The organism is Sphaerisporangium sp. NPDC049003 (assembly GCF_043197795.1).
Classification (GTDB): domain Bacteria; phylum Actinomycetota; class Actinomycetes; order Streptosporangiales; family Streptosporangiaceae; genus Sphaerisporangium.
Map to the genome: position 1 here is coordinate 49,243 of NZ_JBICTU010000018.1, position 26,110 is coordinate 75,352.

General features: G+C 71.2%; 24 protein-coding genes. 11 read left to right on the forward strand and 13 right to left on the reverse strand.

Translation table 11 applies throughout. The features are described from left to right. Positions 1–3 precede the first annotated feature (3 nt). Entirely contained in the window at positions 4–267 is a 264-nt protein-coding gene (locus ACGFIV_RS20665; protein WP_358546160.1) for an exodeoxyribonuclease VII small subunit, read from the forward strand. A gap of 87 nt (positions 268–354) precedes the next feature. On the opposite strand, the gene ACGFIV_RS20670 is transcribed toward ACGFIV_RS20665, so the two are convergent. Beyond that, on the reverse strand, positions 355–927 hold the full coding sequence (locus tag ACGFIV_RS20670; protein WP_358546157.1) for a DUF4245 domain-containing protein: 573 nt from the start codon (positions 925–927) through the stop codon (positions 355–357). 48 nt (positions 928–975) lie between these two features. Continuing rightward, positions 976–1,572: a TetR/AcrR family transcriptional regulator gene (locus ACGFIV_RS20675; protein WP_358546155.1), complete on the reverse strand. Its 597-nt coding sequence runs from the start codon at positions 1,570–1,572 to the stop codon at positions 976–978. A 144-nt stretch (positions 1,573–1,716) separates the two neighbouring features. Here ACGFIV_RS20675 and glpX point away from each other — a divergent pair, with 144 nt between their 5' ends. After that, positions 1,717–2,751 (forward strand): class II fructose-bisphosphatase, encoded by a 1,035-nt coding sequence (gene glpX, locus ACGFIV_RS20680; RefSeq protein WP_358546152.1) that lies wholly within the window; start codon positions 1,717–1,719, stop codon positions 2,749–2,751. Positions 2,752–2,850: 99 nt separating this feature from the next. On the opposite strand, the gene ACGFIV_RS20685 is transcribed toward glpX, so the two are convergent. Further along, positions 2,851–3,546 carry a DUF1707 domain-containing protein gene (locus ACGFIV_RS20685; RefSeq protein WP_358546149.1) on the reverse strand — a complete coding sequence of 232 codons (696 nt, stop codon included), beginning with the start codon at positions 3,544–3,546 and terminating at the stop codon, positions 2,851–2,853. Between the two features lie 188 nt (positions 3,547–3,734). Between ACGFIV_RS20685 and ACGFIV_RS20690 the strand changes: the two genes are divergently transcribed. After that, positions 3,735–4,136: a hypothetical protein gene (locus ACGFIV_RS20690; protein WP_358546147.1), complete on the forward strand. Its 402-nt coding sequence runs from the start codon at positions 3,735–3,737 to the stop codon at positions 4,134–4,136. 144 nt (positions 4,137–4,280) lie between these two features. Then, positions 4,281–5,480, forward strand: a complete 1,200-nt coding sequence (locus tag ACGFIV_RS20695) for an MFS transporter (protein WP_392836955.1) — start codon at positions 4,281–4,283, stop codon at positions 5,478–5,480. Between the two features lie 23 nt (positions 5,481–5,503). On the opposite strand, the gene iolD is transcribed toward ACGFIV_RS20695, so the two are convergent. The 7 genes from iolD to ACGFIV_RS20730 all read right to left on the reverse strand — a co-directional run bounded on the left by iolD (position 5,504) and on the right by ACGFIV_RS20730 (position 12,534). Beyond that, on the reverse strand, positions 5,504–7,345 hold the full coding sequence (iolD, locus tag ACGFIV_RS20700) for a 3D-(3,5/4)-trihydroxycyclohexane-1,2-dione acylhydrolase (decyclizing) (protein WP_392836958.1): 1,842 nt from the start codon (positions 7,343–7,345) through the stop codon (positions 5,504–5,506). Continuing rightward, entirely contained in the window at positions 7,342–8,220 is an 879-nt protein-coding gene (iolB, locus tag ACGFIV_RS20705) for a 5-deoxy-glucuronate isomerase (protein ID WP_392836960.1), read from the reverse strand. Before iolB ends, iolD begins: the two co-directional genes overlap by 4 nt. Then, positions 8,220–9,101 carry a deoxyribose-phosphate aldolase gene (locus tag ACGFIV_RS20710; RefSeq protein WP_358546137.1) on the reverse strand — a complete coding sequence of 294 codons (882 nt, stop codon included), beginning with the start codon at positions 9,099–9,101 and terminating at the stop codon, positions 8,220–8,222. The genes iolB and ACGFIV_RS20710 overlap by 1 nt, the downstream gene beginning before the upstream one ends. Beyond that, entirely contained in the window at positions 9,094–10,065 is a 972-nt protein-coding gene (iolC, locus tag ACGFIV_RS20715) for a 5-dehydro-2-deoxygluconokinase (RefSeq protein ID WP_358546135.1), read from the reverse strand. Before iolC ends, ACGFIV_RS20710 begins: the two co-directional genes overlap by 8 nt. Further along, positions 10,062–11,033, reverse strand: a complete 972-nt coding sequence (locus tag ACGFIV_RS20720) for a TIM barrel protein (RefSeq protein WP_358546132.1) — start codon at positions 11,031–11,033, stop codon at positions 10,062–10,064. Before ACGFIV_RS20720 ends, iolC begins: the two co-directional genes overlap by 4 nt. Then, positions 11,030–12,013, reverse strand: coding sequence for a Gfo/Idh/MocA family oxidoreductase (locus tag ACGFIV_RS20725; RefSeq protein ID WP_358546129.1), 984 nt, complete (start codon positions 12,011–12,013; stop codon positions 11,030–11,032). Before ACGFIV_RS20725 ends, ACGFIV_RS20720 begins: the two co-directional genes overlap by 4 nt. A gap of 206 nt (positions 12,014–12,219) precedes the next feature. Next, positions 12,220–12,534 carry a hypothetical protein gene (locus ACGFIV_RS20730; RefSeq protein WP_358546126.1) on the reverse strand — a complete coding sequence of 105 codons (315 nt, stop codon included), beginning with the start codon at positions 12,532–12,534 and terminating at the stop codon, positions 12,220–12,222. A gap of 206 nt (positions 12,535–12,740) precedes the next feature. Between ACGFIV_RS20730 and ACGFIV_RS20735 the strand changes: the two genes are divergently transcribed. The 4 genes from ACGFIV_RS20735 to ACGFIV_RS20750 all read left to right on the forward strand — a co-directional run bounded on the left by ACGFIV_RS20735 (position 12,741) and on the right by ACGFIV_RS20750 (position 18,952). Next, positions 12,741–14,396, forward strand: a complete 1,656-nt coding sequence (locus ACGFIV_RS20735; RefSeq protein WP_358546124.1) for a fumarate hydratase — start codon at positions 12,741–12,743, stop codon at positions 14,394–14,396. Between the two features lie 80 nt (positions 14,397–14,476). Beyond that, complete coding sequence (locus ACGFIV_RS20740; RefSeq protein ID WP_358546122.1) at positions 14,477–15,697, forward strand: protein kinase; 1,221 nt, start codon at positions 14,477–14,479, stop codon at positions 15,695–15,697. 45 nt (positions 15,698–15,742) lie between these two features. Further along, entirely contained in the window at positions 15,743–17,524 is a 1,782-nt protein-coding gene (locus ACGFIV_RS20745) for a protein kinase (RefSeq protein ID WP_358546119.1), read from the forward strand. Between the two features lie 15 nt (positions 17,525–17,539). Beyond that, positions 17,540–18,952: a class II fumarate hydratase gene (locus ACGFIV_RS20750; RefSeq protein WP_358546117.1), complete on the forward strand. Its 1,413-nt coding sequence runs from the start codon at positions 17,540–17,542 to the stop codon at positions 18,950–18,952. Here the strand turns inward: ACGFIV_RS20750 and ACGFIV_RS20755 are convergent. Both ACGFIV_RS20755 and ACGFIV_RS20760 read right to left on the reverse strand, forming a co-directional pair. Continuing rightward, positions 18,925–20,925: a glycosyltransferase family 2 protein gene (locus tag ACGFIV_RS20755; RefSeq protein WP_358546114.1), complete on the reverse strand. Its 2,001-nt coding sequence runs from the start codon at positions 20,923–20,925 to the stop codon at positions 18,925–18,927. The two genes, ACGFIV_RS20750 and ACGFIV_RS20755, sit on opposite strands and share 28 nt — an antisense overlap. A 105-nt stretch (positions 20,926–21,030) precedes the next feature. Further along, positions 21,031–21,765, reverse strand: coding sequence for a lytic transglycosylase domain-containing protein (locus tag ACGFIV_RS20760; protein ID WP_358546112.1), 735 nt, complete (start codon positions 21,763–21,765; stop codon positions 21,031–21,033). 279 nt (positions 21,766–22,044) lie between these two features. On the opposite strand from ACGFIV_RS20760, the gene ACGFIV_RS20765 reads away from it, so the two are divergent. The 3 genes from ACGFIV_RS20765 to ACGFIV_RS20775 are packed head-to-tail and all read left to right on the forward strand — an operon-like array spanning position 22,045 to position 24,733. Continuing rightward, positions 22,045–22,719: a response regulator transcription factor gene (locus ACGFIV_RS20765; RefSeq protein WP_248961623.1), complete on the forward strand. Its 675-nt coding sequence runs from the start codon at positions 22,045–22,047 to the stop codon at positions 22,717–22,719. Next, positions 22,716–24,155 (forward strand): ATP-binding protein, encoded by a 1,440-nt coding sequence (locus tag ACGFIV_RS20770; protein ID WP_358546108.1) that lies wholly within the window; start codon positions 22,716–22,718, stop codon positions 24,153–24,155. Before ACGFIV_RS20765 ends, ACGFIV_RS20770 begins: the two co-directional genes overlap by 4 nt. Beyond that, a complete protein-coding gene (locus ACGFIV_RS20775; RefSeq protein WP_358546106.1) occupies positions 24,152–24,733 on the forward strand; it encodes a hypothetical protein in 582 nt (193 codons plus the stop codon). Before ACGFIV_RS20770 ends, ACGFIV_RS20775 begins: the two co-directional genes overlap by 4 nt. Positions 24,734–24,771: 38 nt before the next feature. Here ACGFIV_RS20775 and ACGFIV_RS20780 read toward each other — a convergent pair whose 3' ends face one another. Next, entirely contained in the window at positions 24,772–26,040 is a 1,269-nt protein-coding gene (locus tag ACGFIV_RS20780) for a PhoH family protein (protein ID WP_358546278.1), read from the reverse strand. Positions 26,041–26,110: the final 70 nt, after the last annotated feature.

The following is a 26,110-nucleotide window of genomic DNA, read 5'->3' on the forward strand; positions in this document are numbered from 1 at the left end:
GCCATGGCTGCCAATAGGGTGGGTGACGTGGCTGAGGAGAAGGCTGAGACCCCGTCGTACGAGCAGGCCCGCGAGGAGCTGACCGAGGTGGTTCGGCGGCTGGAGACGGGCGGCCTCACCCTGGAGCAGTCGATCGAGCTCTGGGAGCGTGGCGAGAAGCTCGCCGCCATCTGCGAGGAGTGGCTCCAGGGAGCCAGGGTCAGGCTGGCGGCGGCGATGGCCCGCCGCGAGGAGCCGGGCGCCGAGCCGGAGAACGCCCCCTTCTAACCGCCTTTCACGACTTCCAGCGGTTTTTCACCACGCGGAGTGCTCCTTCACGACGCGGAGTGCTCCTTCACGACGCGGCGGGCTCTTTCACGACGCGGCGGGGCTCGCCGTCGACGGCTGGGTGGGCTCGATCGTGGAGCTCCCCCTGGGCTGGGCCTTCAGGGAGCCGGCGAGCCGCGCCAGCTCGTCCCATTCGGCGAGGCCGGTGACGACGATCGTGACGCCGGACTGGAAGCTGACCAGCGAGCGCTGGTTCTTGTCGGGGCGGAAGCGCTCCTGCCAGGTCTGCCCGTTGATCTGCCGGGTGCCCGTGACCTTGTCGCTGTTGGCGAGCCGGTTGGCGAAGTCCTGGCCGGGCTGGTCGCTCTGGGCCAGCAAGGCGTGGGAGCGCTTGGCCGTCGCGAACCCCAGCCGCCAGGTGACGTACGGCTTCTCCTCGACGGTGGAGCTGTTCGGCACCCAGCCGGCGGGGACGGGCTCGGGGACCCGCACCTCGTACGGCGCGACGCGGCGCAGGTTGGCGAGGGTGATCGAGTAGTCGACCCTGGGGATGTGCTCTTCGCGGCTCTGCGGCGCGATCAGCAGGAAGACTCCGACGAGCGCCAGGCAGACGAGCACGGCGAACGCGTATCCGTAGAAGCCCTCGGTGAATCGACGCACAACCAGCGAGAATACCGGCCGGGAAGGGCGGCCCGAGACGCGCGGCCCCTACGGGCGCCGGATCCGGGCGATGATCGTGAGGACGTCCTCGGCGAGCCGCCTGGAGGCGGTCACGTCGTCGGACAGCGCCACCTCGGACACGGCGGCGGCCAGCGCGCCCGTGACGACCACCACCAGGGCTCCCCTGTCGTCCTCGAACAGGGCGGCGTTGCGCCGCGCCCACTGCCGCATGCGGTCGCGCATGATCACCTCGAAGCCCGGGGGCCCGTCTCCGCGCAGGAACAGCGCGGCGAGCTCGCGCTCGTCGAAGCACCCTTCGAGGTAGGCGCGGGCACCGGCGATGAACAGGCGCATCGGGTCGGACTCGCCCTCGGTGCGCGCCGCCTGGACCGCCTGCTTGGTGCGCTGGGTCTGACGGGTCTGGAACTCGTCGAAGAGCGTGAGGTAGAGGTCGGCCTTGCCGGAGAAATGGTGATAGAGGCTGCCGACGCTGGCCCCCGCACGGGAGACGACATCGGTGACCCCGGCCTCGGCGAAGCCCCGTGTGACGAATGTCTCCCTGGCGGCGTCCAAGAGGGCGCCGCGCGTGGCGGCGCCGCGCTCGGAGGTGCGCACAGTCACGGGCCGTTCCGTGTCGCTGCTCATGCAGGTGACAGTATCCCTCCGTCGGCCGCGGAAGTGGGACAACTACGATCGTTGGAGTCGGCTGGATTAGAAAGCGCGGAACCTGGTAGGTCCAGTACAGGGCGTCCCGATCGCCGATCGTACGAATTAGAGGGGCTTGTAACCATGTCGGAGCAGACGTCCGTACCGCCCGCGCTGGCCACAGAAGACCGCGCGCCCGATCGCAACCTCGCTCTGGAGTTGGTCCGCGTCACCGAGGCGGCGTCGATGGCCGCGGCACGCTGGGTGGGCCGGGGCGACAAGAACGGCGCCGACGGCTCGGCGGTCAACGCGATGCGACAGCTGATCAACACGGTCTCGATGGACGGTGTCGTGGTGATCGGCGAGGGCGAGAAGGACAACGCCCCCATGCTCTACAACGGCGAGCGCGTCGGTGACGGCAGCGGCGCCGAGTGCGACGTCGCCGTGGACCCGATCGACGGCACCCGCCTGACCGCGCTGGGCATGCCCAACGCCATCTCCGTGATCGCCGTGAGCCCGCGCGGCTCGATGTACGACCCGTCGGCGGTCTTCTACATGGACAAGCTGGTGACCGGTCCCGAGGCGGCGGACGCGGTGGACATCGACGCTCCCGTTGCCGCCAACGTCGCCGCCGTCGCCCGCGCCAAGGGATGCTCGCCGTCCGACGTCATGGTGGTGGTCCTCGACCGGCCCCGCCACGAGCGGCTCGTCAAGGAGATCCGCGAGACGGGGGCGCGCATCAAGTTCATCACCGACGGCGACGTGGCCGGCGCGATCATGGCGGCTCGCCCGGACACCGGCGTCGACCTCATGCTCGGCGTCGGCGGCACACCCGAGGGCATCATCGCGGCGTGCGCCCTGAAGTGCCTCGGGGGTGTGATCCAGGGCAAGCTCTGGCCGCGTGACGACGACGAGCGCCGCCGCGCGCTCGACGCGGGGCACGACCTCGACCGCGTGCTGACCACCGACGACCTGGTGACCTCCGAGGACGTGTTCTTCGCCGCCTCGGGGATCACCGACGGGGAGCTGATGGCCGGCGTCCGCTACCGCAGCGGGGCGGCGGTCACGCACTCGCTGGTCATGCGCGGCCGTTCCGGCACCGTGCGCAAGGTGGAGAGCGAGCACCAGCTGTGGAAGCTCCGGGCCTACAGCGCGATCAACTTCGACACCGCCACCTGACCCCGGCCGGTCCTCGTGAGGACGTACGGCCCCTGAGACGCGGACGGCCGCCCTGCGACGCGGGGCGGCCGTGCGACGGCGAGCGGCGCCGGCTCCCGGTCAGGGCCTGTCGCGCCGGGTCCAGCCGCGTCTCGGCGGCTTCGGGACCTTCGCCACGACGTTGCCCATCATGATCATGCCGGTGATCTCGATCACGGGGGCGTCGGGAGGGGCGGAGTCCGGTACCCGGTTCTTCTTCCCTCCGAGGACGGCGGACGCGGGGATGTCCACGCGTACGCCCGCAGGGACGATCAGCGTGAGCGTCGCGCCCACCACGGTGGCCTGGACGGTGATGTGGCTGCTCTGGAGCAGCGCGTCACGCAGGTCGAGCGTGACGCCGGTGCCGACGGCCGTGACCGAGTAGTTCGAGGGCACCACCCAGCGGCCCTCGCGCTGCTCTGAGCGGAACAGCGCCATCACCGGCCGTCCGTCGGCGCGCAGCGGCTGGAGGTGCTCGGGCAGCAGGTCGGCGGTGAGGGAGGCCAGCTCGCCGAAGGTGCGGGCGTTGTAGACGGCCTCGACGCGTTCCTCGTGCTCGGCGTGGGTGAGTCTGCCGTCGGCCACGGCACTGGCCAGCACGGTGACCACGCGTTCGCGATCGGCGTCGGAAGCTCTCAGCTCGTGGGGAGCCGGGCCCTGCCGGTCGGCCGCCACGCCGTTGAGCACGCCGGACAGGAACTGGCGGAGGGCCGGTGCTCCCTGCCGGCTCCAACGGTCGTTCCAGCGGTCGTAACGCGGTCCGCGTTGGGGTTCCACGCCTCGACATTAACCCGCGAAGCGACCCGTGACGTACCCCTACCGCCATTACTTGGCGGAATACCACCAGGTACGAAGCACATCAGGACAGAAGATCCGTCAGAATTATCTGACTCGGCCGTTATGGCCGCCCCGCTCACCGGGGCCGCCGTGATGATCGCCGACCTGTTCGAGGAGGAGCCGACCGCGTGAGCTACCGGGACGATGCCGCTTTCTGGGCGTGCCCCCACGGGCAGGATGCCCGCCACGGCTGTGTCAGCTGCTATGAGGAGTCGGCCGATCCGGACCCCGGACTGCCTGTCTGGGACGTCGCCGTATGGTTCACCTCCGACCAGCCGATCCCGGTCAAGGCCCTTCAGGATGTCCACCGCCACGGCCGCCGGTTCCTGCTCGACAAGCTGTCGGCTCCCCGCATCTACCTTCTGACCGGCCACGCGAACGCCGCGGTGGGCGGGCAGGCCGTGGCCGGGGTCGTCGGCTTCCTGGTCCACAACCGGCACGTGGTGGACGCCTTCACCGTCCAGGACACCCGAGCGGTACGCCTGTCGCCGTCCTCGGACGTCCCGAGCGGCGAGAGAGTCTGGCCCTGAGCGAGCCGGCCCTGGGCGAGCCGGCCCTGGGCGAGCCGGCCCTGGGCGAACGGCGTCCCCGCGGGGCCATTGACCGGCGTGGGCCATGACCATACCCTGGCGAAACCTGAATTAGCCTCATGTTTCCCCTTCTCGGAGGCCGCGGTGCCTACCCCACGTGACCGGCGCGCCCGCCTCGCCACCTTCGCCGTCTTCTTCGTCCAGGGGCTGACGTTCGCCACCTTGCTCACCCAGGTCGCGGCCCTGCAGAAGAAGCACGGGCTCAGCGACGGCGAGCTGTCCATCCTGCTGCTGATCGTGCCCGTGATCGCGGGTGCGGGCAGCGTTCTCGCGGGGGAGATCGCCAAGCGGTACGGCAGCCGGGTGGTGCTCCGGATCGCCCAGCCGCTGGCCGGTCTCGCGGTCGTGCTGGCGGGGCTCGCGGCCACCGTCCCCGAGTTGGTCGCCGCGAACGTGCTGTTCGGCCTGTGCCTCGGCGCGGTGGACGCGGGCATGAACATGCAGGCCGTCACGATCGAGCGGAGGTACGGCAGGGCGATCCTCACCGGCTTCCACGCCCTGTGGAGCGCCGCGGCGGTCATCGGCGCGGTCTGGGCCTCGGCCGCCGGTGGCATGGGGCTGAACCTTCCCGTCACCTTCGCCGTCGCCATGGTCACCGGCGTCGCCATCGCCGTCGTCGCCGGTCCCACCCTGTGCGCCCCCGAAGAAGAGCATGTGCGACCGGCGGAACCCGCACCCGGCACGGACGTACCCGCTGGAGGCCGGTTCCCGTGGAGGCCGATCCTGCCGCTGTGCCTGGCGATGGCCTTCCTCTACGTCGGCGACGCGTCGATCTCCAACTTCGGGTCCGTCTACATGGACAAGATCATGCATGCGTCCGCGGCGGTCGTCCCGCTGGCACTCGGGGCCTACCAGGCCACGACCTTCGTGGTCAGGGCCGGCGGCGACCTCGCCGTCCGCAGGTACGGCCCCGCCGCGATCGTCCGCATCGGCGGGGCGCTCGCCGCCCTGGGCTTCGCCGGAATCGTCGCCGCGCCGAACGAGCCGCTGGCCATCGTCGCCTTCGGCGTGACAGGGGTGGGCCTGTCCGTCGTCGCCCCTCAGTCGTTCTCGGCGGCCGGACGGCTCGACCCCGCCGGTACGGGCGTGGCGATCGCGCGCGTCAACATGTTCAACTACGTGGGCTTCATCGTGGGAGCGGCCCTGGTCGGCGGCATCGCCGACGCCGCCGACTACCAGGTGGCCTTCGCGGCACCCCTCGTCCTCGCCGCGGCCATCATCCTCCTGGCCCGCGGCTTCCAGCCGTCACGAGCCCTTCTGGCGCCGCGGCCCAGTGAGGCCTGAGCCCTGCACAGCGCTGCACAGATCTACAGGTACGGGCGCTGCCCGCGCTTGGCCTCGTTGTAGCGGTGGTGGAGGTCGGGGGTGGAGGAGACCTCGGCGACGGGGACGTCCCACCAGGCGGTCGTGTCGGGAGAGGGGCCGGGCACGGTCTCGACGTACACGACGGTCGTGACCGCGGACTCGCGCGCCTTGGTGAGGGCCACGCGCAGGGAGCCGGGGCCGGAGGCGCGCAGGACGTCGGCTCCGAGGCTCGCGGCGTTGGCGGCCAGGTCCACCGGCAGGTACGGCCCGTCGAGCCCTCCATCCGGGGAGCGCCTGCGGTAGGCCGTGCCGAGCCGTCGCGCGCCCACGGACTCCGAGAGGCCGCCGATCGACGCGAAGCCGTGGTTGTCCACGATCACGACGATCAGCTTGACGCCCTCCTGGACGGCGGTGGCGATCTCCTGGGCCATCATGAGGTACGACCCGTCGCCGACCAGCACGAACACCTCGCGCTCGGGCGCCGCCAGCTTCACACCGAGACCGCCCGCGATCTCGTATCCCATGCACGAGTAGCCGTACTCGACGTGGTAAGCCTTCGGATCGGAGGACCGCCACAGTTTGTGCAGGTCGCCGGGCATCGACCCGGCGGCGTTGACCACCACGCCGTCCGTCCCCGCGACCTCGTTGAGCACGCCCAGCACCACCGGCTGCGTCAGCATGTCCCCCGCGTACAGCGCCGACACCTTGTCGTGCCAGGCACGGCTCAGCCCGGTGGCCCGGGAGGTCCACGACGGGTCGGCCGTCCAGCCGTCCAGGTCGAGCACCGCGAGTCCTTCGCGGGCGTCGCCCACCAGCATGATCCCGGCGTGCTTGGCCGCGTCGAAGGCCGTGACGTTGAGGTTCACGAAGCGCGCGTCGCCGAAGAGCGTGCGCGAGGCCGTCGTGAAGTCGGTGTAGCGGGTGCCGACCCCGATGACCAGGTCGGCCTCGCGGGCGATCGCGTTCGCGGCGGCCGTGCCGGTGTGCCCGATCGCCCCGAGCGCGCACGGATGGTCGTACGGCAGGACGCCCTTGCCCGCCTGGGTCTCCCCGACGGGCACGCCGTGGGACTCGGCGAAGGCGGTGAGCTCCTCCCACGCCTCGCTGTAGATCACGCCGCCGCCCGCGACGATCAGCGGGCGCCGGGAACGCCTGATCGCCTCCGCGGCCCGCTCCACGGCGGCCGCGTCGGGGATGGGCCTCGCCACGTGCCAGACCCTGCGGGCGAACATCTCGGCGGGCCAGTCGTACGCCTCGGCCTGCACGTCCTGCGGCAGGGCGATCGTCACCGCGCCGGTCTCGGCGGGGTCGGTGAGCACCCGCATCGCCGCCATCAGCGCCGAAGGGAGCTGCTCGGGCCGGTTGATCCGGTCGAAGAAGCGCGACACCGGCCGCAGGCAGTCGTTGACGCTGACGTCGTACGAGCGTGGGTCCTCAAGCTCCTGCAGGACGGCCCCGGCGGCGCGGGTCGCGAAGATGTCGCCCGGCAGGAGGAGCACCGGGATCCTGTTGATCGTCGCGAGCGCGGCGCCGGTCACCATGTTGGTGGCGCCCGGACCGATCGAAGACGTGCAGGCGAAGGTCGAGAGGCGGTTGCGCGTCCTGGCGAAGCCCACGGCCGTGTGGACCATGGCCTGCTCGTTCCTCGCCAGGTAGTAGGGCAGCGGATCGCCGAGGCCCGCGCCGCGCTCCGCGAGCGCCTGGCCGACGCCGGCGACGTTCCCGTGCCCGAAGATGCCGAAGCAGCCCTCGATGAGCCGCTGCTCCACCCCGTCGCGCTCGCTCCACTGCTCGCCGAGGAACCGCACCAGCGCCTGGGCCACGGTCAGCCGGATCGTCGTCATGCCTTCGCCTCCGGCTCGCCGTTCGTGGATGCCGGCTCGTGGGTCCTCGGGGGCCGGGTCATGGGGACGCGGGGGTCCACCGGCTGGTCGTGCCAGGTGGAGCGGATCCAGGCGTGGCGGGGGTCGTCGCAGAAGGCCATGGAACGCTTCGGCGCCGGCCCGGCCAGCACGTTCAGGTAGTACAGGTCGTAGCCGGGAGCCGCCATCGAGGGCCCGTGGTAGCCGTGCGGCACCAGCACCACGTCCCCGCAGCTCACCTCCGCCAGCACGTCGATGGGCCTGCCCGGCGATCCGTACACCCGCTGGTATCCGGGGCCGCCCTCGAAGTAGTAGATCTCCTCCAGCACGGCCTCGCCGTCGCCCGGCGTGTCGTGCTTGTGCGGAGGGTAGGACGACCAGTTGCCCTCGGGGGTCAGCACCTCGACCGCGACGAGCTTGTCGCACTCGAAGGCGTCCGGGGCGCAGAAGTTGTTGACCTGGCGGCTGGCCCGCCCCGCTCCCCGCACCTCCACGGGGACGTCCTCGGCCGGGCCGTACCGCACCGGGAGCCGCCGCGTCGCGACGGCCGACGGCAGGGCGAAGCGGCCCCGCCCGCTCAGCCGGACGCCCGACCCGATGGGCAGGTAGGCGAAGTCCGTCACGGCGCCGAAGACCGACTCGCGGCCCCGCAGGTCGAGGCGTACCCCATCGCACTCGACGAGGCAGGACCCGGACAGCGGGACGACGAGCATCTCCTCGTCGCCGGTGCCGAACTCGACCGTCTCGCCGGAGATGTTGAGCGCCCGGAGCCCGGCGTAGGTCCATCCGGCGGTCTCGGGCGAGATCCGCAGCGCCCAGGGAGCCTCGGCGGTGGAGCCGGCGGGGATGTAGGACATCAGGTCACCTCCAGCAGCCCGGCGGCGATGTCGACGGCCGCGGCCACATCGTCGTCGGGCGGGTAGAGCAGCGCGCGTCCGACGACCAGGCCGCGCACACCGGGAAGCCGCAGCGCGTCGCGCCACGATGAGTACACCCGGTCGGGGGCCGCCGTGGGGTCGCCGCCGAGCAGCAGGGTGGGCAGGGTGGTCGCCTCGGTGACCCGCTCCATCTCGTCGATGACCGGGATCTTGAGCCAGGTGCGCGCGGAGGTCGCGCCGAGCCCCTGGGCGACGTGGATGGCGTGGATCATGCCTTCCGGGGACAGGTCGTGGTGGACGACGCCCTCGTCCCTGTGGGACCAGAACGGCTCGATCATGGCGACCAGGCTCTGCCTGGCCAGGCTCGTCACGGCACGCGAGCATGCCTCCAGCGTGTTGACCGTCTCGGCCGAGCGCACGCCGATGCGGCAGAGCATCTTGCCCCCGTCGAGCCGCATCTGGACGATCGACTCGGTGTCGTAGGCCGTGAAGCGGTCGTCGAACTCGAACGCCGTGCCGTGGACGCCGCCCCGGTTCATCGACCCGATCACCACCTTGTCGTGGAGCGCGCCGAGCAGCAGCAGATCTTCGACGATGTCGGGGGTGGCGAGCAGGCCGTCGACCCCGGGCCGCGCCAGCGCGACGCCGAGCCGGTCGAGCAGGTCGACGCGGCTGGCCATGGCCATCGGCCGCCCGCGCACGCCGATCGCGCCTCTGGCCGGGTGGTCGGCCGCGATGATCAGGAGCTGGTCGCGGTCGGCCAGCAGCGGCCTGCGCCGGCGTTCGGCGGCGGCCTGGGCGATCTTCTCGGGATACCTGGCGCGGTACTCGGCCAGCCTCCTGCGATCGTCGTCACGCATGGGCTTCCCCCGGGAGCCCTGAGAGCCCTGAGAGCCCAGAGAGCACGGCCTCGACTTCCTTGGCCGTGGGCATGGCCGGCGCGCAGGCGAGCCGTCCGGCGACGATCGCCCCGGCCGCGTTGGCGAAGCGCAGGGTCTCCTCAAGGCTCCGGCCGGCGAGCAGGCCGTCGCAGAGCGCGCCGCCGAACGCGTCGCCCGCGCCGAGCCCGTTCACCACCTCGACCGGCACCGGTGGCACCTCCACGGTCTCCCCTGCCGTCATGCCCAGCACGCCCGCGGATCCCCGCTTCACGACCGCCAGCTCGACGCCCTGGTCGAGCAGCGCCCTGGCGGCCTCGTACGGCTCGCGCGTGCCGGTGGCCACCTCGCACTCGTCGAGGTTCCCCACGGCCACGGTGACCTGCCCGAGGGCCTTGCGTACCCATTCTCGCGCCGCTTCGGGCGACGCCCAGAACATGGGGCGGTAGTCGAGGTCGAGCACGGTCAGCGGCGCGCGGCCCCTGGCCTCCCAGGCAGCGAAGTGGGCGCTTCTGGACGGTTCCTCGGACAGCCCGGTGATCGTCGCCCAGAACAGGCGCGCCCCCCTGATCGCCGCGAGGTCCAGCTCCTCCGGATAGATCTCCAGGTCGGGGGCCTTGGGGTAGCGGTAGAAGAACAGCGGGAAGTCCTCGGGAGGGCGGATCTCGCAGAAGGTCACGGGTGTCGGCAGCCCCCGGACCTCGGTGACGTGGCGGTCGTCGACGCCGTACGAGCGCAGCGCGTCGTGGACGAACTCCCCGAACGGATCGGCCCCTGTGCGGGTGATCACGGCGGACTCGCGGCCCAGCCGGGCGGCGGCGACCGCGACGTTGGAAGGGCTGCCGCCGAGGTACTTGCCGAAGGTCTCCACCTCGCGCAGCGAGACGCCGACCTGGAGCGGGTAGATGTCGACGCCCACCCTGCCGATCGTGAGCACCTCGGTCATGCGTCGCCTTCCCTGCCGTACCCGGGCAGACCGGACCCCGGCACCGCCTCGGGCGCGGGATGCGAGAGCGCGGACAGGTACGCCAGGCTCTCGCGGACGGCGGCCATCGGCCCCTCGCCGCTCGGCGGCTCCCCGTCGAGGACGACGTCCTGCTCCATGACGTACCAGCCCTGGTAGTGGGCGTCGCCGAGCCGGGTCACGATGCCCGCCACGTCGACGTCGCCCCTGCCGAGGGGGCGGTAGATCCCGGCGCGCACGGCGTCGGTGTAGGTGAGCTTTCCCGCGCGGACCTGCTCGGCGAGCGTGGCGTCCACGTCTTTGAGGTGAACGTGTGCGACTCTGGCTGCTGCCCTGGACACCAGGTCAAGCGGGTCGGTGCCCCCGATGAGAAGGTGGCCGGTGTCCAGGCAGAGTGGCATCTCCGAGCCGTCGAGCACCCGGCCGACCTCGTCACGCGTCTCGATCATGGTGCCGACGTGCGGGTGGAGGGTGACGGCCCGCTCGAACCGCTCGGCCGCCTCCAGCACCCGTCCGAGGTTGGCCAGAAGCGTCTTCCAGCCCTCGGCGTCGAGCACGGGTCTCTCGTCGTAGCCGTCGGCGCCGGTCGCGGCCGCGAGCACGACCGTCCCCACGTCACCGTCGGCGAACGCCCGCAACGTGGCCTGCGCCTCCGGCACAGGGTCGTACGCGGGATCGTGCAGCACGACCGGGACGAAGCCCCCGATGCCGCTCAGGCCGTACGACGCGAGGAGCGTGCGGCGGTGCCCGGGGGACGGGGGCAGGAAGCCGTCGGGGCCCAGCTCGGTCGCGGTGAGGCCGAGCGCGCGCATCTCACCGAGGACGCGGTCGCGGTCGAGCTGGTGGCCCCAGCCCGGCACCTCGCACACCCCCCACGAGATCGGGGCTGCGGCGATCCTGACCGGGCCGGTCACGGCGTCGCCCGAGGGACCGGCCACAGGTGCGCTCATACGGTCACCTCCGCGACCCTCACCAGGCGTCCGGTGCGGCGGGACAGCTCTGCCGCCTCGGCGACGCGCAGGGCGGCGAGCGCGTCCTGGACGGTGCAGGGGCTCTGCCCGCCGTCGCGCACGCTGCCGAGGAAGGCCCCGATCTCGGTGACGTAGGCCGCCTCGAAGCGGGCGCCGAAGTCGGGCCACGGCTCGCCGCTTGGGAACCCGGCGGCGGGCTCGGCCGAGGTCAGGGGCACGCGGTCGTCGAGCCCCACGACGACCGTGCCACGTGTTCCCGCGAGCTCCATCCGCACGTCGTACCCGGCGCCGTTGTATCGAGACCCCTGCATCGTCACAAGCGTTCCGTCGTCGAGGGTCAGCAGGGCGGCGCTGGTGTCCACGTCGCCCGCCTCCGCGAAGAACGCGGCCCCCCGGTTGGCCCCCGTGGCGTACACCGACTCGACCTCGCGGCCGGTCACCCAGCGGAGGATGTCGAAGTCGTGGATGTGGCAGTCGCGGAAGATGCCCCCGGAGAGGGGGATGTAGGCGGCGTCGGGCGGCCGGGGGTCGGCGGTCAGCAGGTGGACCCGGTGCAGGTCGCCCACTTCGCCGCTCCTGAGCGCCCGGCGCGCGGCGGCGTACCCGGCGTCGAAGCGCCGCTGGAAGCCGATGTGGACGAGCGTGCCGCTGCGATCTGCCGCCTCGACGACGCGTGCGGTCTCCTCGATGCCCGGCGCGACCGGCTTCTCGCAGAAGACCGGGACGCCGGCGTCGCAGGCCCGCAGGATGAGCTCCGCATGGGTCGAGGTGGGGGTGGCGACGACCACCGCGTCCGTCTCGAACGCGTCTCCGACCAGCGCTCCGACCCGGCCTGCCACCTCCTTCGCCCGCACCTCGTCGGCGTCCGACACGATCAGCTCGCCGACCTCGGGATGCGCGGCGAGCGTCGTCGCGTGGAACGCTCCGATGCGGCCAAGACCCAACAGACCCACACGCATACTGCCTCCGCGGCTCGATCAGCTGACGACGACCCGTCCACAGTTCTAGGTATCAGAATGCCCGGCGTCAAGAATATGTCCTGACATTCAGACGAACTATGGTCTTGGCGACGTCGTGAGCCGCAGCCTGGGCAGGACGTGCAGGACCGGACATGAATGAGCCCGGACGTTCCGCGGGAAGGTCCGGGCTCGCGTGGGCGGGGGGGTCACCACCATCGTGCCCGTCCCGGGACGGCGTGCTTCTCGTCGTGGGTGCCGACCGGCCGGAGGTCGTCGCCCGCCAGCTCGCGGCCGGTCCACTCGGGGTGGTCCTCTTCATGAGAACCCTTGATCCCTGCGGCGCGCGCTTCCGCGCCGGTGATCTCGGGTTCATGCGGGGCTCGCCTCGTGTCGGGGGTCACCGGCCATTGGGCGTTCTCGCCCCTGATGCCGCACAGAACGATGGTGACGAGCGCGACCCCCAAGGCGGACGCGACCACTATCACTCCGAGGACCACCACCACGACGTTGCCCGGATCCATGATTTCCCCCGATATCGGATTTCGTGCGTACTTCCAGTATCGAACGCACATACACACGCATTCGGCTCATAGGTGACGCGGGGACGTCACGTCTGCCCCAAGGTTCGCCCAATCGTGTACAGCCCCGCGTCAGGAGGACGTCACAGGGAGCCGTACCCTGCACAGGACGGCGGCGAGCGCGCCACGGATACGGAGGAGCACAGGCGATGCCCGAGTTCGACTACACCGACCTGCTTCCGATGGGCCCCGATGAGACGGAATACCGTCTGGTCACGGCTGAGGGGGTGCGGAAGGTCGAGGCGGCGGGCCGTACGTTCCTGGAAGTGGACCCGGAGGCGCTGCGCCTTCTGACCAAGACCGCGATCCACGATATTTCCCACTACCTGCGGTCGTCCCACCTCGCCCAGCTCCGCAAGATCATCGATGACCCCGAGTCGAGCGGCAACGACAGGTTCGTGGCGCTCGACCTGCTCAAGAACGCGAGTATCTCGGCCGGCGGCGTGCTCCCCATGTGCCAGGACACCGGCACCGCGATCGTGATGGGCAAGCGCGGCCGCCACGTGCTGACCGACGGCGCCGACCCCGAGCACATCTCGCGAGGCGTGTACGACGCCTACACCGAGCTGAACCTCCGGTACTCCCAGATGGCCCCGCTGACCATGTGGGACGAGAAGAACACCGGCAGCAACCTCCCGGCCCAGATCGAGCTCTACGCCGAGGACCCCCACGGCCACCCTGACGAGTACAAGCTGCTGTTCATGGCCAAGGGCGGCGGCAGCGCCAACAAGTCCTTCCTCTACCAGGAGACCAAGGCCGTACTGAACGAGAAGCGGATGCTCCGGTTCCTGGAGGAGAAGATCCGCTCCCTCGGCACCGCCGCGTGCCCCCCGTACCACCTGGCGGTGGTCGTGGGCGGCACCAGCGCCGAGTTCGCGCTGAAGACCGCGAAGTACGCCTCCGCGCGCTACCTCGACACGATCCCCACCGAGGGCTCGCCCTCCGGGCACGGCTTCCGCGACATGGAACTGGAGAAGAAGGTCTTCGAGCTCACCCAGAAGCTCGGCATCGGCGCGCAGTTCGGCGGGAAGTACTTCTGCCACGACGTGCGGGTGATCCGGCTCCCGAGGCACGGCGCATCGTGCCCGGTCGCGATCGCCGTCTCGTGCAGCGCCGACCGGCAGGCCCTCGCCAAGATCACGCCGGAGGGCGTCTTCCTGGAGAAGCTGGAGACCGACCCGGCGCGCTTCCTGCCCGAGACGACCGACGAGCACCTCTCGGACGACGTGGTCTCCATCGATCTCAACCGGCCCATGAGCGAGATCCTCGCCGAGCTCACGCGCTACCCCGTGAAGACCCGGCTCTCGCTGACCGGCCCGCTCGTCGTCGCCCGTGACATCGCGCACGCCAAGATCGCCGAACGGCTCGACGCCGGCGAGGAGATGCCGCAGTACCTGAAGGACCACGCCGTCTACTACGCCGGACCGGCCAAGACGCCCGAGGGGTACGCCTCGGGATCCTTCGGCCCGACGACCGCCGGACGCATGGACTCCTACGTCGAGCGCTTCCAGGCCGAGGGCGGGTCCTTGCTGATGCTGGCCAAAGGCAACCGCTCCAAGCAGGTCACCGAGGCCTGCCAGAAGTACGGCGGCTTCTACCTCGGCTCGATCGGCGGCCCGGCGGCCCGGCTCGCGCAGGACTGCATCAGGAAGGTGGAGGTCCTCGAATACGCGGAGCTCGGCATGGAGGCCGTCTGGAAGATCGAAGTGGAGGACTTCCCCGCGTTCATCGTGGTCGACGACAAGGGCGCCGACTTCTTCGAGGACACGAGTGGTCCCGTGCTCACTATCGGTCGCCGAATCTGACTGAATCTGACGGAAGATCTCAACAGAGAATCGGCATGGCCTCTACAGGCGGCGATAAACAAATCGGTAAGCTGCCACCCATGCGCGCCCCGTCCGGATACGAGCTTGCCTCGCGTTACCGGCTCGTAGAGCCGGTCGGCCGCGGCGGCATGGGCACCGTCTGGCGCGCGCACGACGACCTTCTCGACCGTGACGTGGCTGTCAAGGAGGTGCGCCTCCCGCTGGTCCTCGACGAGGAGCTCCGGGCCGAGCTCTGCGCCAGGACCGAGCGCGAGGCGCGCGCGACCGCCATGGTGGCCCACCCCTCTGTGATCACCGTCTTCGACGTCGTGACCGAGGACGACCGCCCCTGGATCGTCATGGAGCTCCTGCACGCCCGATCGCTGGAAGACCTGGTCAAGGAGGAGGGGCCGCTTCCCCCTCGCCGCGTGGCCGAGATCGGCCGCCAGGTGCTCGGCGCGCTGCGGGCCGTGCACGGCAAGGGCATCCTGCACCGTGACGTGAAGCCCAGCAACGTGCTGGTGACCGAGGACCGCGCGGTGCTCACCGACTTCGGCCTGGCCGCCCTCGAAGGCGACGCGTCGATCACACAGGCCGGCATCGTGCTCGGCTCGGCCGGCTACATCGCCCCCGAGCGCGTCCTCGGCGACAAGGCCAGCCCCGGCGCCGACCTGTGGTCGTTCGGCGCCACGTTGTACACCGCCGTCGAGGGCCGCGGCCTCCACGGCAGGCGTACGGCCGCGGCGGCGCTGGCCGCGCTCACGAGCGGCGAGCCCATCCCGATGGACAGGGCCGGGCCGCTCGCCCCCATCCTGCGCGGCCTGCTCCAGATCGACCCCGACGCCCGGCTCGACGGCATGCGCGCCTCCCTCATGCTCGCCCGCGTGGCGGCCGGCGGCTCGGCTGAGGAACCGCTCGGAGGTCCCGCCCACCGCACCACCACCCGCCAGCAGCCCGCGACCGCGACGGGCGGCCTGCCGCCCCCGCCTCACGCCGCGAGGGGCGCCCTGTCGTCGTCGCCCCCGGCTCCCCGCAGGCCCTCGCCCCACCGGGGCCAGCACCGGGCGGACGCCAGGCCCGAGGCCCGGCCCGTCTACCTCCCGCCCCGCGACCCCGGCCCCGTGCCGCAACCTCGTGTGCCCCGCAGGGCGACCGAGGGGGTGCACCGCAAATCGCCTGACCCCGCGCCGGGCCGCCGCCGGGCTCCCTCGAACCCCGAGGTGAACCAGGTGATGCGCCAGTTGTCCGAAATCGTGCGTATGGTCCTGCCTCGCCGCTTCTGGCCAAAAAATATGCGTTAGTGATGCGAAAGCAATTCTCAAGGCACTGTCGCTATCTTCTTACTCATGCCGGAACAGCAGAGGCGGCTGCTCGCCGACAGATACGAGCTGATCATCCCCCTGGGCAGGGGGACGATGGGCACTGTCTGGCGCGCTCACGACCGCCTCCTCGGCCGCGACGTGGCCGTCAAGGAGATCCGCCAGGACTCGGGGCTGAGCAAGGAGCAACGCGACGAGCTGCGCGAACGCATGATCCGCGAGGGTCGCATCGCTGCCAAGATCGCCCATCCCTCCGTGGCCACCGTCCATGACGCCATCGTGGTCGACGGCAGCCCGTGGATCGTCATGGAGCTGGTCGAGGCCAGGTCCCTGGAGCAGGTGATCGACGAGGAGGGGCCCCTGCCGCCCCGGCTCGTCGCCGAGATCGGCCTCGACCTGCTGGGAGCGCTGCGCGCCGCGCACGACCAGGGCATCCTGCACCGTGACGTCAAGCCAGGCAACGTGCTCCTGACCGACACGGGCCGCGTGGTGCTCACCGACTTCGGCATCGCCAAGGCGGCGGGCGACAGCAACATCACCAAGACGGGCATGGTGATCGGCTCACCCGGCTACACGGCCCCCGAGCGGGCCCGGGGAGACCACACCGGCCCCGAGTCCGACCTGTGGTCGCTCGGCGCGACGCTGTACTTCGCGGTCGAGGGGCGGCCCGCGTACGAGCGCGACTCGGTCGGCGAAACGCTGGCCGCGCTGATGACCGAGCAGGCCGACCCCGCCACCCAGGCCGGACCACTCCGCCCCACGCTCGAAGCCCTGCTGGAGAAGGACCACACCAGGCGCCTCACGCACGACCAGGCGGTCTCCAGGCTCCGCGCGGTCGCCAGGACCCGCTCCGCCAAGGCCGCCGCGACCGTGTCCCCCCAGCCGGCCGCATCCCCCCAGCCGGCCGCATCCCCTCAGCCAGCCGCATCCCCTCAGCCGGCCACGGCCCCGAAAGCCCAGCCCACCACGGCCCCGGAACCGGCCGTCCCTCGGGAACCCGCCACGGCCCGGGAAGCCGCCGCCACGCAGGAAATCCCCACCGCCCAGAAGCCCACCACCCCGAAGCCCGCCGCCGCACAGAAGCCCCCCAGCGCTCAGAAAGGCGACAGCGCTCGGAAAGTCGGCAGCGTCCCCGAGCCGGACGCCGGCTCCTGGCCGGACGTCGATCCGGATCAGACGATGACGGTCATCCGTCCCAAGGGGGGCCTGCGCATCCCCGGGGTCCAGCCCTCCCCGGGCGCTCCCTCCGACGAGGACGGCCAGGCGACCACGGTCGGGCGGCTTCCCTCGATGCCGGCCGCCGCCCCTCAGGCGCCTCCCGCGCCACCGGCCCGGCCGGCGCCTCACGCCTCCCCCGTCCCGCCCGTACGGCCGGCGGCGGCCATGTCGTCTGCGGCGACCGGGCTCGCCGCCGGAACGCTCTCCCCCCAGGAAGCGGCACATGGTCCTCGGGGGACGGCGAGCGAGGCGGGCGCCTGGGCCGATCGGCCCACCCCCGAGAACGGGCTGGGGACCGACCTGTTCGCCTTCCAGGGCACCGCGCCGCCCCGGGGCAGCAGCCCCACCGGGATGATCATCCTGGTCGCCGTGGCCCTGCTCGGGCTGGCGGCCATCGTGATGCTCGTGGCCGCCGCGGTGTCGAGCAGCGGCTCCACCGACCCGGCGGGGGCGAAGGCGCCGGGCGGGCAGCGGCCGGGCGGGAGCGTCACCGCCTCCACCGTGCACGCCAACCGGTCACAGTTCGGAGTGGTCCTCTCCTCATTCCGGTCATTCCAGCCCGCCCGCGGGGACACATCCGGCGGCTCGTAGAGCAAAACTGGAGTCATGGAGGATTTCCGGATCGAACATGACTCGATGGGCGACGTACGCGTTCCCGCGTCGGCCAAGTGGCGGGCGCAGACGCAGCGCGCCGTAGAGAACTTCCCGATTTCGGGGCGCGGGCTCGAACCGGCCCACATAGCGGCGCTCGGACTGATCAAGGCCGTGGCGGCGGAGGTGAACGGCGAGCTGGGCGTCCTTCCCGCCGACATGGCCGAGGCCATCTCCGAGGCGGCCACCGACGTCGCCGAGGGCGAGTGGAACGACGAGTTTCCGATCGACGTCTTCCAGACCGGTTCCGGCACCTCGTCCAACATGAACGCCAACGAGGTGATCGCCACGCTCGCCGAGAAGCGGCTCGGCCGCCCGGTGCATCCGAACGACCACGTCAACGCCTCGCAGTCGTCCAACGACGTGTTCCCGTCGTCGATCCACGTGGCGGCGATGGTGGACGTCGCGTACGAGCTGATCCCGGCGCTCGACCACCTGGCCATCTCGCTGCGCCAGAAGGCCGACGTGTTCTCGAAGACGGTCAAGGCGGGGCGCACCCACCTGATGGACGCCACACCGGTGACGCTGGGCCAGGAGTTCGGCGGCTACGCCACGCAGGTGGAGAACGGCATCGCGCGGCTGCGCGCGACGGCGCCCCGGGTCGCCGAGCTGCCCCTGGGCGGCACGGCGGTGGGCACGGGCGTCAACACGCCGCCCGGGTTCGCCCAGGCGGTCGTCCAGAAGCTCAGGGAGGCCACCGAGCTGCCGTTCACCGAGGCCCGCGACCACTTCGAGGCCCAGGGCGCCCGTGACGCGCTCGTGGAGCTGTCCGGCCAGCTCCGCGTGGTCGCCGTGTCCCTCAACAAGATCGCCAACGACCTGCGCTGGATGGGGTCGGGGCCGCGGGCGGGCCTGGGCGAGATCAACCTCCCCGACCTCCAGCCCGGCTCCTCGATCATGCCGGGAAAGGTCAACCCGGTCGTCCCCGAAGCGGTGACCATGGTGGCGGCCCAGGTCATCGGGAACGACGCGGCGGTGACCTTCGCCGGGGCGTCCGGGAGCTTCGAGCTCAACGTGATGATGCCGGTCATCGCGCGCAATGTGCTGGAGTCGATCCGCCTGCTGGCAAGCGTGTCACGGCTGCTCGCCGACAGGTGCGTCCACCGGATCACCGCCAACACCGACCGGCTGCGGGAGTACGCCGAGTCCTCCCCGTCGATCGTGACCCCGCTCAACCGCGTCCTCGGGTACGAGGAGGCGGCGAGCATCGCCAAGCAGTCGCTCAAGGAGCGCAAGACCATCAAGGAGGTCGTGATCGAACGCGGCCACGTGGCCTCCGGCAAGCTCACCGAAGAGCAACTCGACGCCGCCCTGGACGTCCTCGCCATGACCTCCCCAGGTCAGCCCGGGGGTGGTGAGGGGAGGTAGCGCTGCTGGACGGCGTGGGCGAGGCGGACGGCGTATCGGCCGCCGGGGACGTGGGTGGCGAGCCTGCCGAGGATCGAGCGCCGGGCCGAGAGCATGCCGGGCTCTCCCGAGGCCTGGATCCTCGCCCTTCCTCCCCTGCCCATCTCAAGGACGAACCGCAGGTCGACCTCCTTGCCGTCGACGCGCAGGCGCGGCGTCCACAGGCCGGGGGCGATGTGCCCCTCGCCGGGGAACCGGCGTACCGGGACCTTGGCGACGAGCTGGCCGGGGAAGCGGCCCGGCACCCCCGGCTCGACGAGCGCGGGGACCGCGATGACCCGGCTCCGGCTCGCGATGTGCCGCAGCACCAGCTCCGCAGGAGGGCCCCCGCTCGGCGGCACGTACGGGACGGGAAGGACGACGAACACGTTCCCTTCACGGTGGGTGACCGAGGCCCCCGGCGAGACGAGCACGATCGACTCGGAGAACGACCGGGGCTCCACGCACACGCTCAGCTCCCTCTGGTCGGACCAGCAGGGGATGATCAGCTTGTGCGGGTGCCCGGCGAGCACGCCGACGCAGCTCAGCTGGGCGCCCCGGTGTCCCGCGACCCGGGCGCGGGCCTGCTGCGCGCCGCTGTGCATGCGGACGTGCACCTCCCACTCGCCCGGACGGAGTGCACGTCCGAGCGCGGCCGTGCCCACGTCCAGCCCGGCCCGTCCGACGGCCCAGACGCGGACCCTGTCCCCTTCCTGCGACCGGCACACCTCGCCGGCCACCGGAAGGAAGAAGATCAGCCCGCTGTCCATGTGGCGGATGTAGACCTCCATCCGGGCCCGGGCCACCGCATCGGTCACGTCGGTCAGCTCCGGCGGCAGGACGAGGCCGTCGAGCGGAGGCGTCCAGTGGAGGCGGTCGTCCTCGGCCCTGAAGGTCATCGGCGCCCCCTCGGCGTCGACGATCTCCACGGCCAGGTCCATGAGCAGGACACCTTCCTCCCAGCGCACCTCCCGGAGCTCCGCGCGCACGGACGTACCCCTGGAAGCCTCGCTGAGGGCGACCAGGCGCCCCAGCTCGCCCGATCGGACCAGAACCGCCCGGGCGCGCATATGGACCGGCAGATGGCGATCCAGCTCCTCGCGGAACCGCTCGGCGGTCAGCGCGCGCATCTCCGCGAAGAGCGCCACGCGCTGGTCCTGGCGTGGGGACAGGAGTCGTCGCCCGCCCAGCATGCGTAGCACGCCCGTGCGGAACCAGTGGGCGTACAGCCGGTCACGCTGGTCCCCCGGGTCGCTGTGGGCGTCGATGATGTCGAGGATCGCCCGGATCCCCGCGGCGTGGGCGCCCGGGTCCACCAGGCGGTCCGGGGTGGGGGCGACGTGGCAGCAGATGTGGTCGGCGAGGACCGCGACGACCTTCGCGGTCAGGTACGCCTTGACGACGAACGCCTGCTCCGACAGCTCGGGATCGAGGTCGGCGAAGCGGATCTCGCGCGTGTCGAGGAAGGCGCGGCGGAACAGCTTGTGCGCCGTCGGCAGCCCGAGGAGGCGGTCGCGCAGCACGTCGGCGCGCTCGCGGTTGCGGGTGAAGGCCCTCGGCGGCGGCTGGTCCCCGGTGACCAGCCGTCCGATCAGCACGTCGGCGTCGGTCTCCACGGCGAAGCGGTACATCATCTCCAGCGCCACGCGCTCCAGCCGGTCGCGCTGGCCGAGAAGGTAGACGTACTCGCCCTGGGCCACGGCCAGGCCCACGTTGCGCCCGCGCGCGGGCGAGCCGGTGTGCTCCAGGTGCAGGACCCTGACGTTGGGCCGGACGGCGGCCACGGCGTCGAGGCGCTCCCGCGTGCCGTCCCCCGACCTGTCGTCGGCGAAGATCACTTCATACTCGTCCGACGGCATCGACTGCTCCAGCAGCGAACGTACGCACGCGTCGAACGCGTCATCGTCCGGGCCTGGCTCTGATACCGGCACCACCACGCTGACCTTGACACCCATGTGGGCAAGGGTGGGGCGCGCACCGCCGGGACGCGGTCAGGCTTGCCGAAACGTCAAACAACCCTGACCAAGAGTTCGCGCTGTCCGGTGACGGCGAAGAAAGGCTCAGTACCAGCCGGTCGCCTGGGAGTGCCCCCACGCGCCGCAGGGGGTCTTGTAGCGGGCCGCGATGTAGCCGAGACCCCACTCGATCTGGGTGGCCGCGTTGACCTGCCAGTCGCCGCCCGCGCTGGCCATCTTGCTGCCGGGCAGGGCCTGCGGGATGCCGTAGGCGCCACTGCTGCGGTTCATGGCCCGCTCGTTCCAGTGGCTTTCCCTGTCCCACAGCTTCTCCAGGCATCCCCACTCGCCTGACCAGCCTCGCGCGGCGGCCATCTTCTGGCCGAGCGCCTTGTTGCTGCCGGGGTTGGGCTTGGAGCCGGGCGGGAATGCCTGCGGGGTGAAGCCCTCGCCCCCGGGCGCCTTCTTGACGATCTTCACGGGGTCGAAGCCCGCCGCGGCCTTCTTACGGGCGTTCTTGATGTCGTATGCCCGCTGCGCCTGAGCGGCGACGGCCTTCAGCGCGTCGGTCTTGGGGTCGGGCGCGAACGGGTCGTTCACCCGCATCAGGTCGTCGAGCGTCAGAGGGGTGGACGAGGCCGCCTCGTTCTCCTTGACGGTCTTGACCACGAAGACGCCGAGCGCCGCGACCGCCGCCAGGGACAGCCCGACGCCGATCACCCGCTTGGGTGTCAGCCATGACCGGCGTTCGCCCCGCTTACGGGCCTGACCACGCGGCGACGAGGCGTGTTCTTCGTCCCGCCTGCTTCGCCTGTCCCGCAACTGCTGACCTGAGCTCACGGCCTATGAGCTTGCCGTGACATAGGGGGTGGTTCGCAACCCAAACGTCAAAGTTCTTTGGGGGTCACATGACCTAACCGGGGAGTAACGTGCGCTTATCCACCTCAATGTGATTCTCGTCACACCGACGGTCCGGGGGGTCCGCCCTCCGGACCCCCGCACCGGAGGGCGGCCGGATAGCACCCTCAGGCTGCTTCGTTACTGTCGAGGTCGCGTCGGTGCCACGTCACAGTTCTGTGACAGAGAAGGAGATAGGCGAGTTTCGGCAATAATGTCCGGGTGGCCGGCATCCTTCTCGTTGAAGACGATCCCTCCGTCAGGACGGGGCTAGAGCTGGCACTCACGCGGCAGGGTCACTCCGTCACCGCCTACGCGACCGGCGAGGAGGCCCTCGACCACGTGCGCGCCCGCCGCCCCGAGATCGTCATCCTCGATGTGATGCTGCCCGGAATCGACGGCGTGGAGGTGTGCCGCCGCATCCGCAGGCTCGACTCCCTGCCGATCATCCTGCTCACGGCGCGCGGCGACGACCTGGACATGGTGGTCGGGCTGGAGGCCGGAGCGGACGACTACGTGGTCAAGCCCGTGGAGCCGCGCGTGCTGGACGCCCGCATCCGGGCCGTCCTGCGCCGCCTTGAGTCCGCTTCGGCCGACCGGATCAGCTTCGGAGACCTGGTGGTCGACCGGGGCGCGCTGAAGGTCACCCTGGCCAACCGCGAGATCCACCTCACGCCGACCGAGCTGCGCCTGCTGCTCGAACTCGTACGCCACCCCGGCCAGGTGCTCAACCGCCGCTACCTCCTGCGCGCGGTCTGGGACCACAACCACGTGGCCGACTCCCGGCTGGTCGACGCCTGCGTGCAGCGCATCCGCGCCAAGATCGAGCCCGTGCCGGCCGAGCCGGTGTTCATCCACACCGTGCGGGGCTTCGGATACCGCTTCAGTCCCCCGTGAACCTCGGCCGCCGTCACCCGACCGGACTGCGCGGCCGGCTGGTCATCACCTTCATCCTCGTCGCGGTGACCGCCTCGGCCCTGGTGGCGGGCATCGGCTACCAGCTCGTCCGCCGCGCGCTGCTCGACCGTGTCGAGGGCAGCGCCACCGTCGACGTCCGGGACGTCCTCCAGCGCATATCCCTCCCCATCGGCACCAGTGACCTGCTCTGGCCGACCGACGCGGTGGTCACCGAGAGCGATCTCACCAACCTGGCCGAGTCCCTCGGGGGCCCGGACCGCCAGGTGATACTGCGCTACGGCGACCAGGAGCGGCTGAGCACCGGCACGAGCCTCGCGCTCGACGACGTCCCGGCCGAGCTCCGCAGGCAGGCCGCCTCGCGCATGGTCCGCGAGCGGCTGCTGATCAGGGAGCAGCCCTGGCTGCTGATCGGTACCCAGGTCCACCGGCTCACCCGCACCGGGGCGGTCCGCCCGACCGGCATGACGGTCTTCGTGTTCGTCTCCCTGAAGGAGGAGGACAGCGTCCTCGCCCGGCTGCGCACCGCGCTCACCCAGGCCGGGGGGATCACGCTGGCGATCGCGCTCACCGTCGCGCTGGTGTCCGCGCGCAGCGTCCTGCTGCCGGTGCGCAGGCTCGGCGACGCCGCCCGCGCGCTGGGAGCGGGACGACTGGACACCCGCCTGCCCGTACACGGCCGTGACGAGCTGGCCGGGCTGACCGCGACGTTCAACGACACGGCCTCCGCCCTGGAGCAGACCGTGTCGGAGCTGCGCGCCCTGGAGGCGATGTCCCGGCGGTTCGTGGCCGACGTCTCCCACGAGCTGCGCACTCCCCTCACCGCGATGACCGCCGTGACCGACATGCTCACCGAGGAGGCCGAACGGCTTCCCCCGGACGCGGGCAAGGCCGTGGACCTCGTGGTCCGCGAGATCAACAGGCTGCGCGTCCTGGTGGAGCACCTCATCGAGGCCAGCCGGCTGGACTCCGGCGTCGCCGTGCTGACCAGGGAGAACGTCGATGTCGGCGAGGCGCTGGCCGACTGCCTGGAGATCAGGGGATGGACGGGCCGCGTACGCCTGGACGTCCCGCGCGGCCTGTCGTTCTCGCTCGACCCCCGGCGCTTCGACGTGATCGTCGCCAACCTGATGGGCAACGCCCTGCACCACGGCGCGCCCCCGGTGACGGCGACCGCGCGTGCGCTCCGCAACGGCCTGGAGGTGAAGGTGCGCGACCGGGGAAAGGGCATCCCCCAGCAGGCGCTGCCCCACGTCTTCGAGCGCTTCTACAAGGTGGGCGCGGGGCGGGCGCGCAGCGAGGGCAGCGGGCTCGGCCTCGCGATCGCCAAGGCCAACGCCGAGCTGCACGGCGGCACCATCAAGGTGGAGCTGTGCGACCCGGGAACCCAGTTCGTCCTGTGGATACCGCACCCATGAGACTTCCGAGAGCCCTACGACGCGGCGGGCGCCTGGCGCGCCTCGCCGTACCGGCCCTGGCCGTGTCGCTGGCGGGGACGACGGCGTGCGGCGTGGACCCGACGGGCGTCGTCGACGTCGGGCCGGCTCCGGTGATAAGCGCCCGTGGCGCCGCCGCGACCGTCTATCTGCTCCGTGACGGGCGGCTCGCGCCCAAGAACGTCGCCACCGCCTCCGCGGCGGCGCAGGACGTCATCACGGCCCTGTTCGAGGTGGGCAAGCGGTCGGGGGACGGCCTCGGCAGCGCCCTGAAGGGGTTCCGGCTCGAACAGACGGTCCTCGGGCGGTACGGGGTGGACAGCGGGGTCCGCAACGACCCGGAGAACCCCGTGGGCCTGCGGCTGCACGTGATAGTGAACGGTCCCGGCCGTCTCAGCAGGACGGCGATCGCCCAGATCACCTGCACGGCGCGGCTGCGAGAGGAGATCTGGGCCGTGAAGATCACTCAGACCACGACCAAGGGGCCGATGGCGCTGGGCGAGCACACCTGCCGCGAGTACCACGACCTCGCGGCGGCCAACGTCAACCTCCCGCCGTGACCTCGATCACGGCGAGAGTGACGCGGTAGGCGACCCGGTCAGACCGTGATGTCCTCCAGCATCTCGGTCACCAGGGCGGCGATGGGCGAGCGCTCGGACCGCGTCAGCGTGACGTGGGCGAACAGCGGGTGCCCCTTGAGCTTCTCGACGACGGCCACCACGCCGTCGTGCCGTCCGACCCTGAGGTTGTCGCGCTGGGCGATGTCGTGGGTCAGCACGACCCGCGAGTTGGCGCCGATGCGCGACAGCACGGTCAGCAGGACGCCCCGCTCCAGTGACTGGGCCTCGTCCACGATGACGAAGGCGTCGTGCAGGGAGCGGCCACGGATGTGCGTGAGCGGCAGGACCTCCAGCATCCCCCGGTCGAGGACCTCCTCGATCACCTCGGGCGTCGTGACGGCTCCGAGCGTGTCGTACACCGCCTGCGCCCACGGGCCCATCTTCTCGTTCTCGGATCCCGGCAGGTAGCCGAGCTCCTGGCCGCCCACCGCGTACAGCGGGCGGAAGACGATGACCTTGCGGTGCTGGCGGCGCTCCAGCACCGCTTCCAGGCCCGCGCACAGGGCGAGGGCGGACTTGCCCGTGCCCGCCCGGCCGCCGAGCGAGACGATGCCGACCTCGGGATCCATGAGCAGGTCGAGCGCGATGCGCTGCTCGGCCGAGCGCCCGTGCAGCCCGAACACCTCCCGGTCGCCCCGCACCAGCCGCACGGACTTGTCGGGCAGCACCCGCCCGAGCGCGGAACCCCTGGTGGACAGCAGCCGCAGGCCGGTGTGGGCGGGCAGCTCGCGAGCCTCCTCCAGCTCGTGGCTGCCGTTCTCGAAGAGCGACTCGACGTCCTCGGTGGTCACCTGGAGCTCGGCCATGCCGGTCCAGCCCGACTCCACGACCAGGTCGGCGCGGTATTCCTCCGCGGTGAGGCCGATCGAGGCGGCCTTGACCCGCATGGGCAGGTCCTTGGACACCAGCACCACGTCGCAGCCCTCGGCGGCGAGGGAACGCGCGACGGTCAGGATGCGGGTGTCGTTGTCGCCGAGCCGGAAACCGGCCGGCAGGATCGCGGGGTCGCTGTGGTTGAGCTCAACCCGTATGGTGCCCTCGCCTATCGGCATGGGCTCGTCCAGCCTCCCGTATTTCACCCGTAGATCGTCCAGGACGCGAAGCGCCTTGCGGGCGAAGTAACCGAGCTCAGGATGATGCCGCTTGGCCTCCAGCTCGGTGATGACGACGATAGGTAGAACTACCTCGTGCTCGGCGAAGCGGCTCATCGCCGCAGGGTCGGCTAGGAGGACTGAGGTGTCCACAATGTAGGTACGCCTGGACGGCGTCGGGCTACTGGAGGTAGTGGACGGGTTGCTCGAGGACACTGCCACGCGT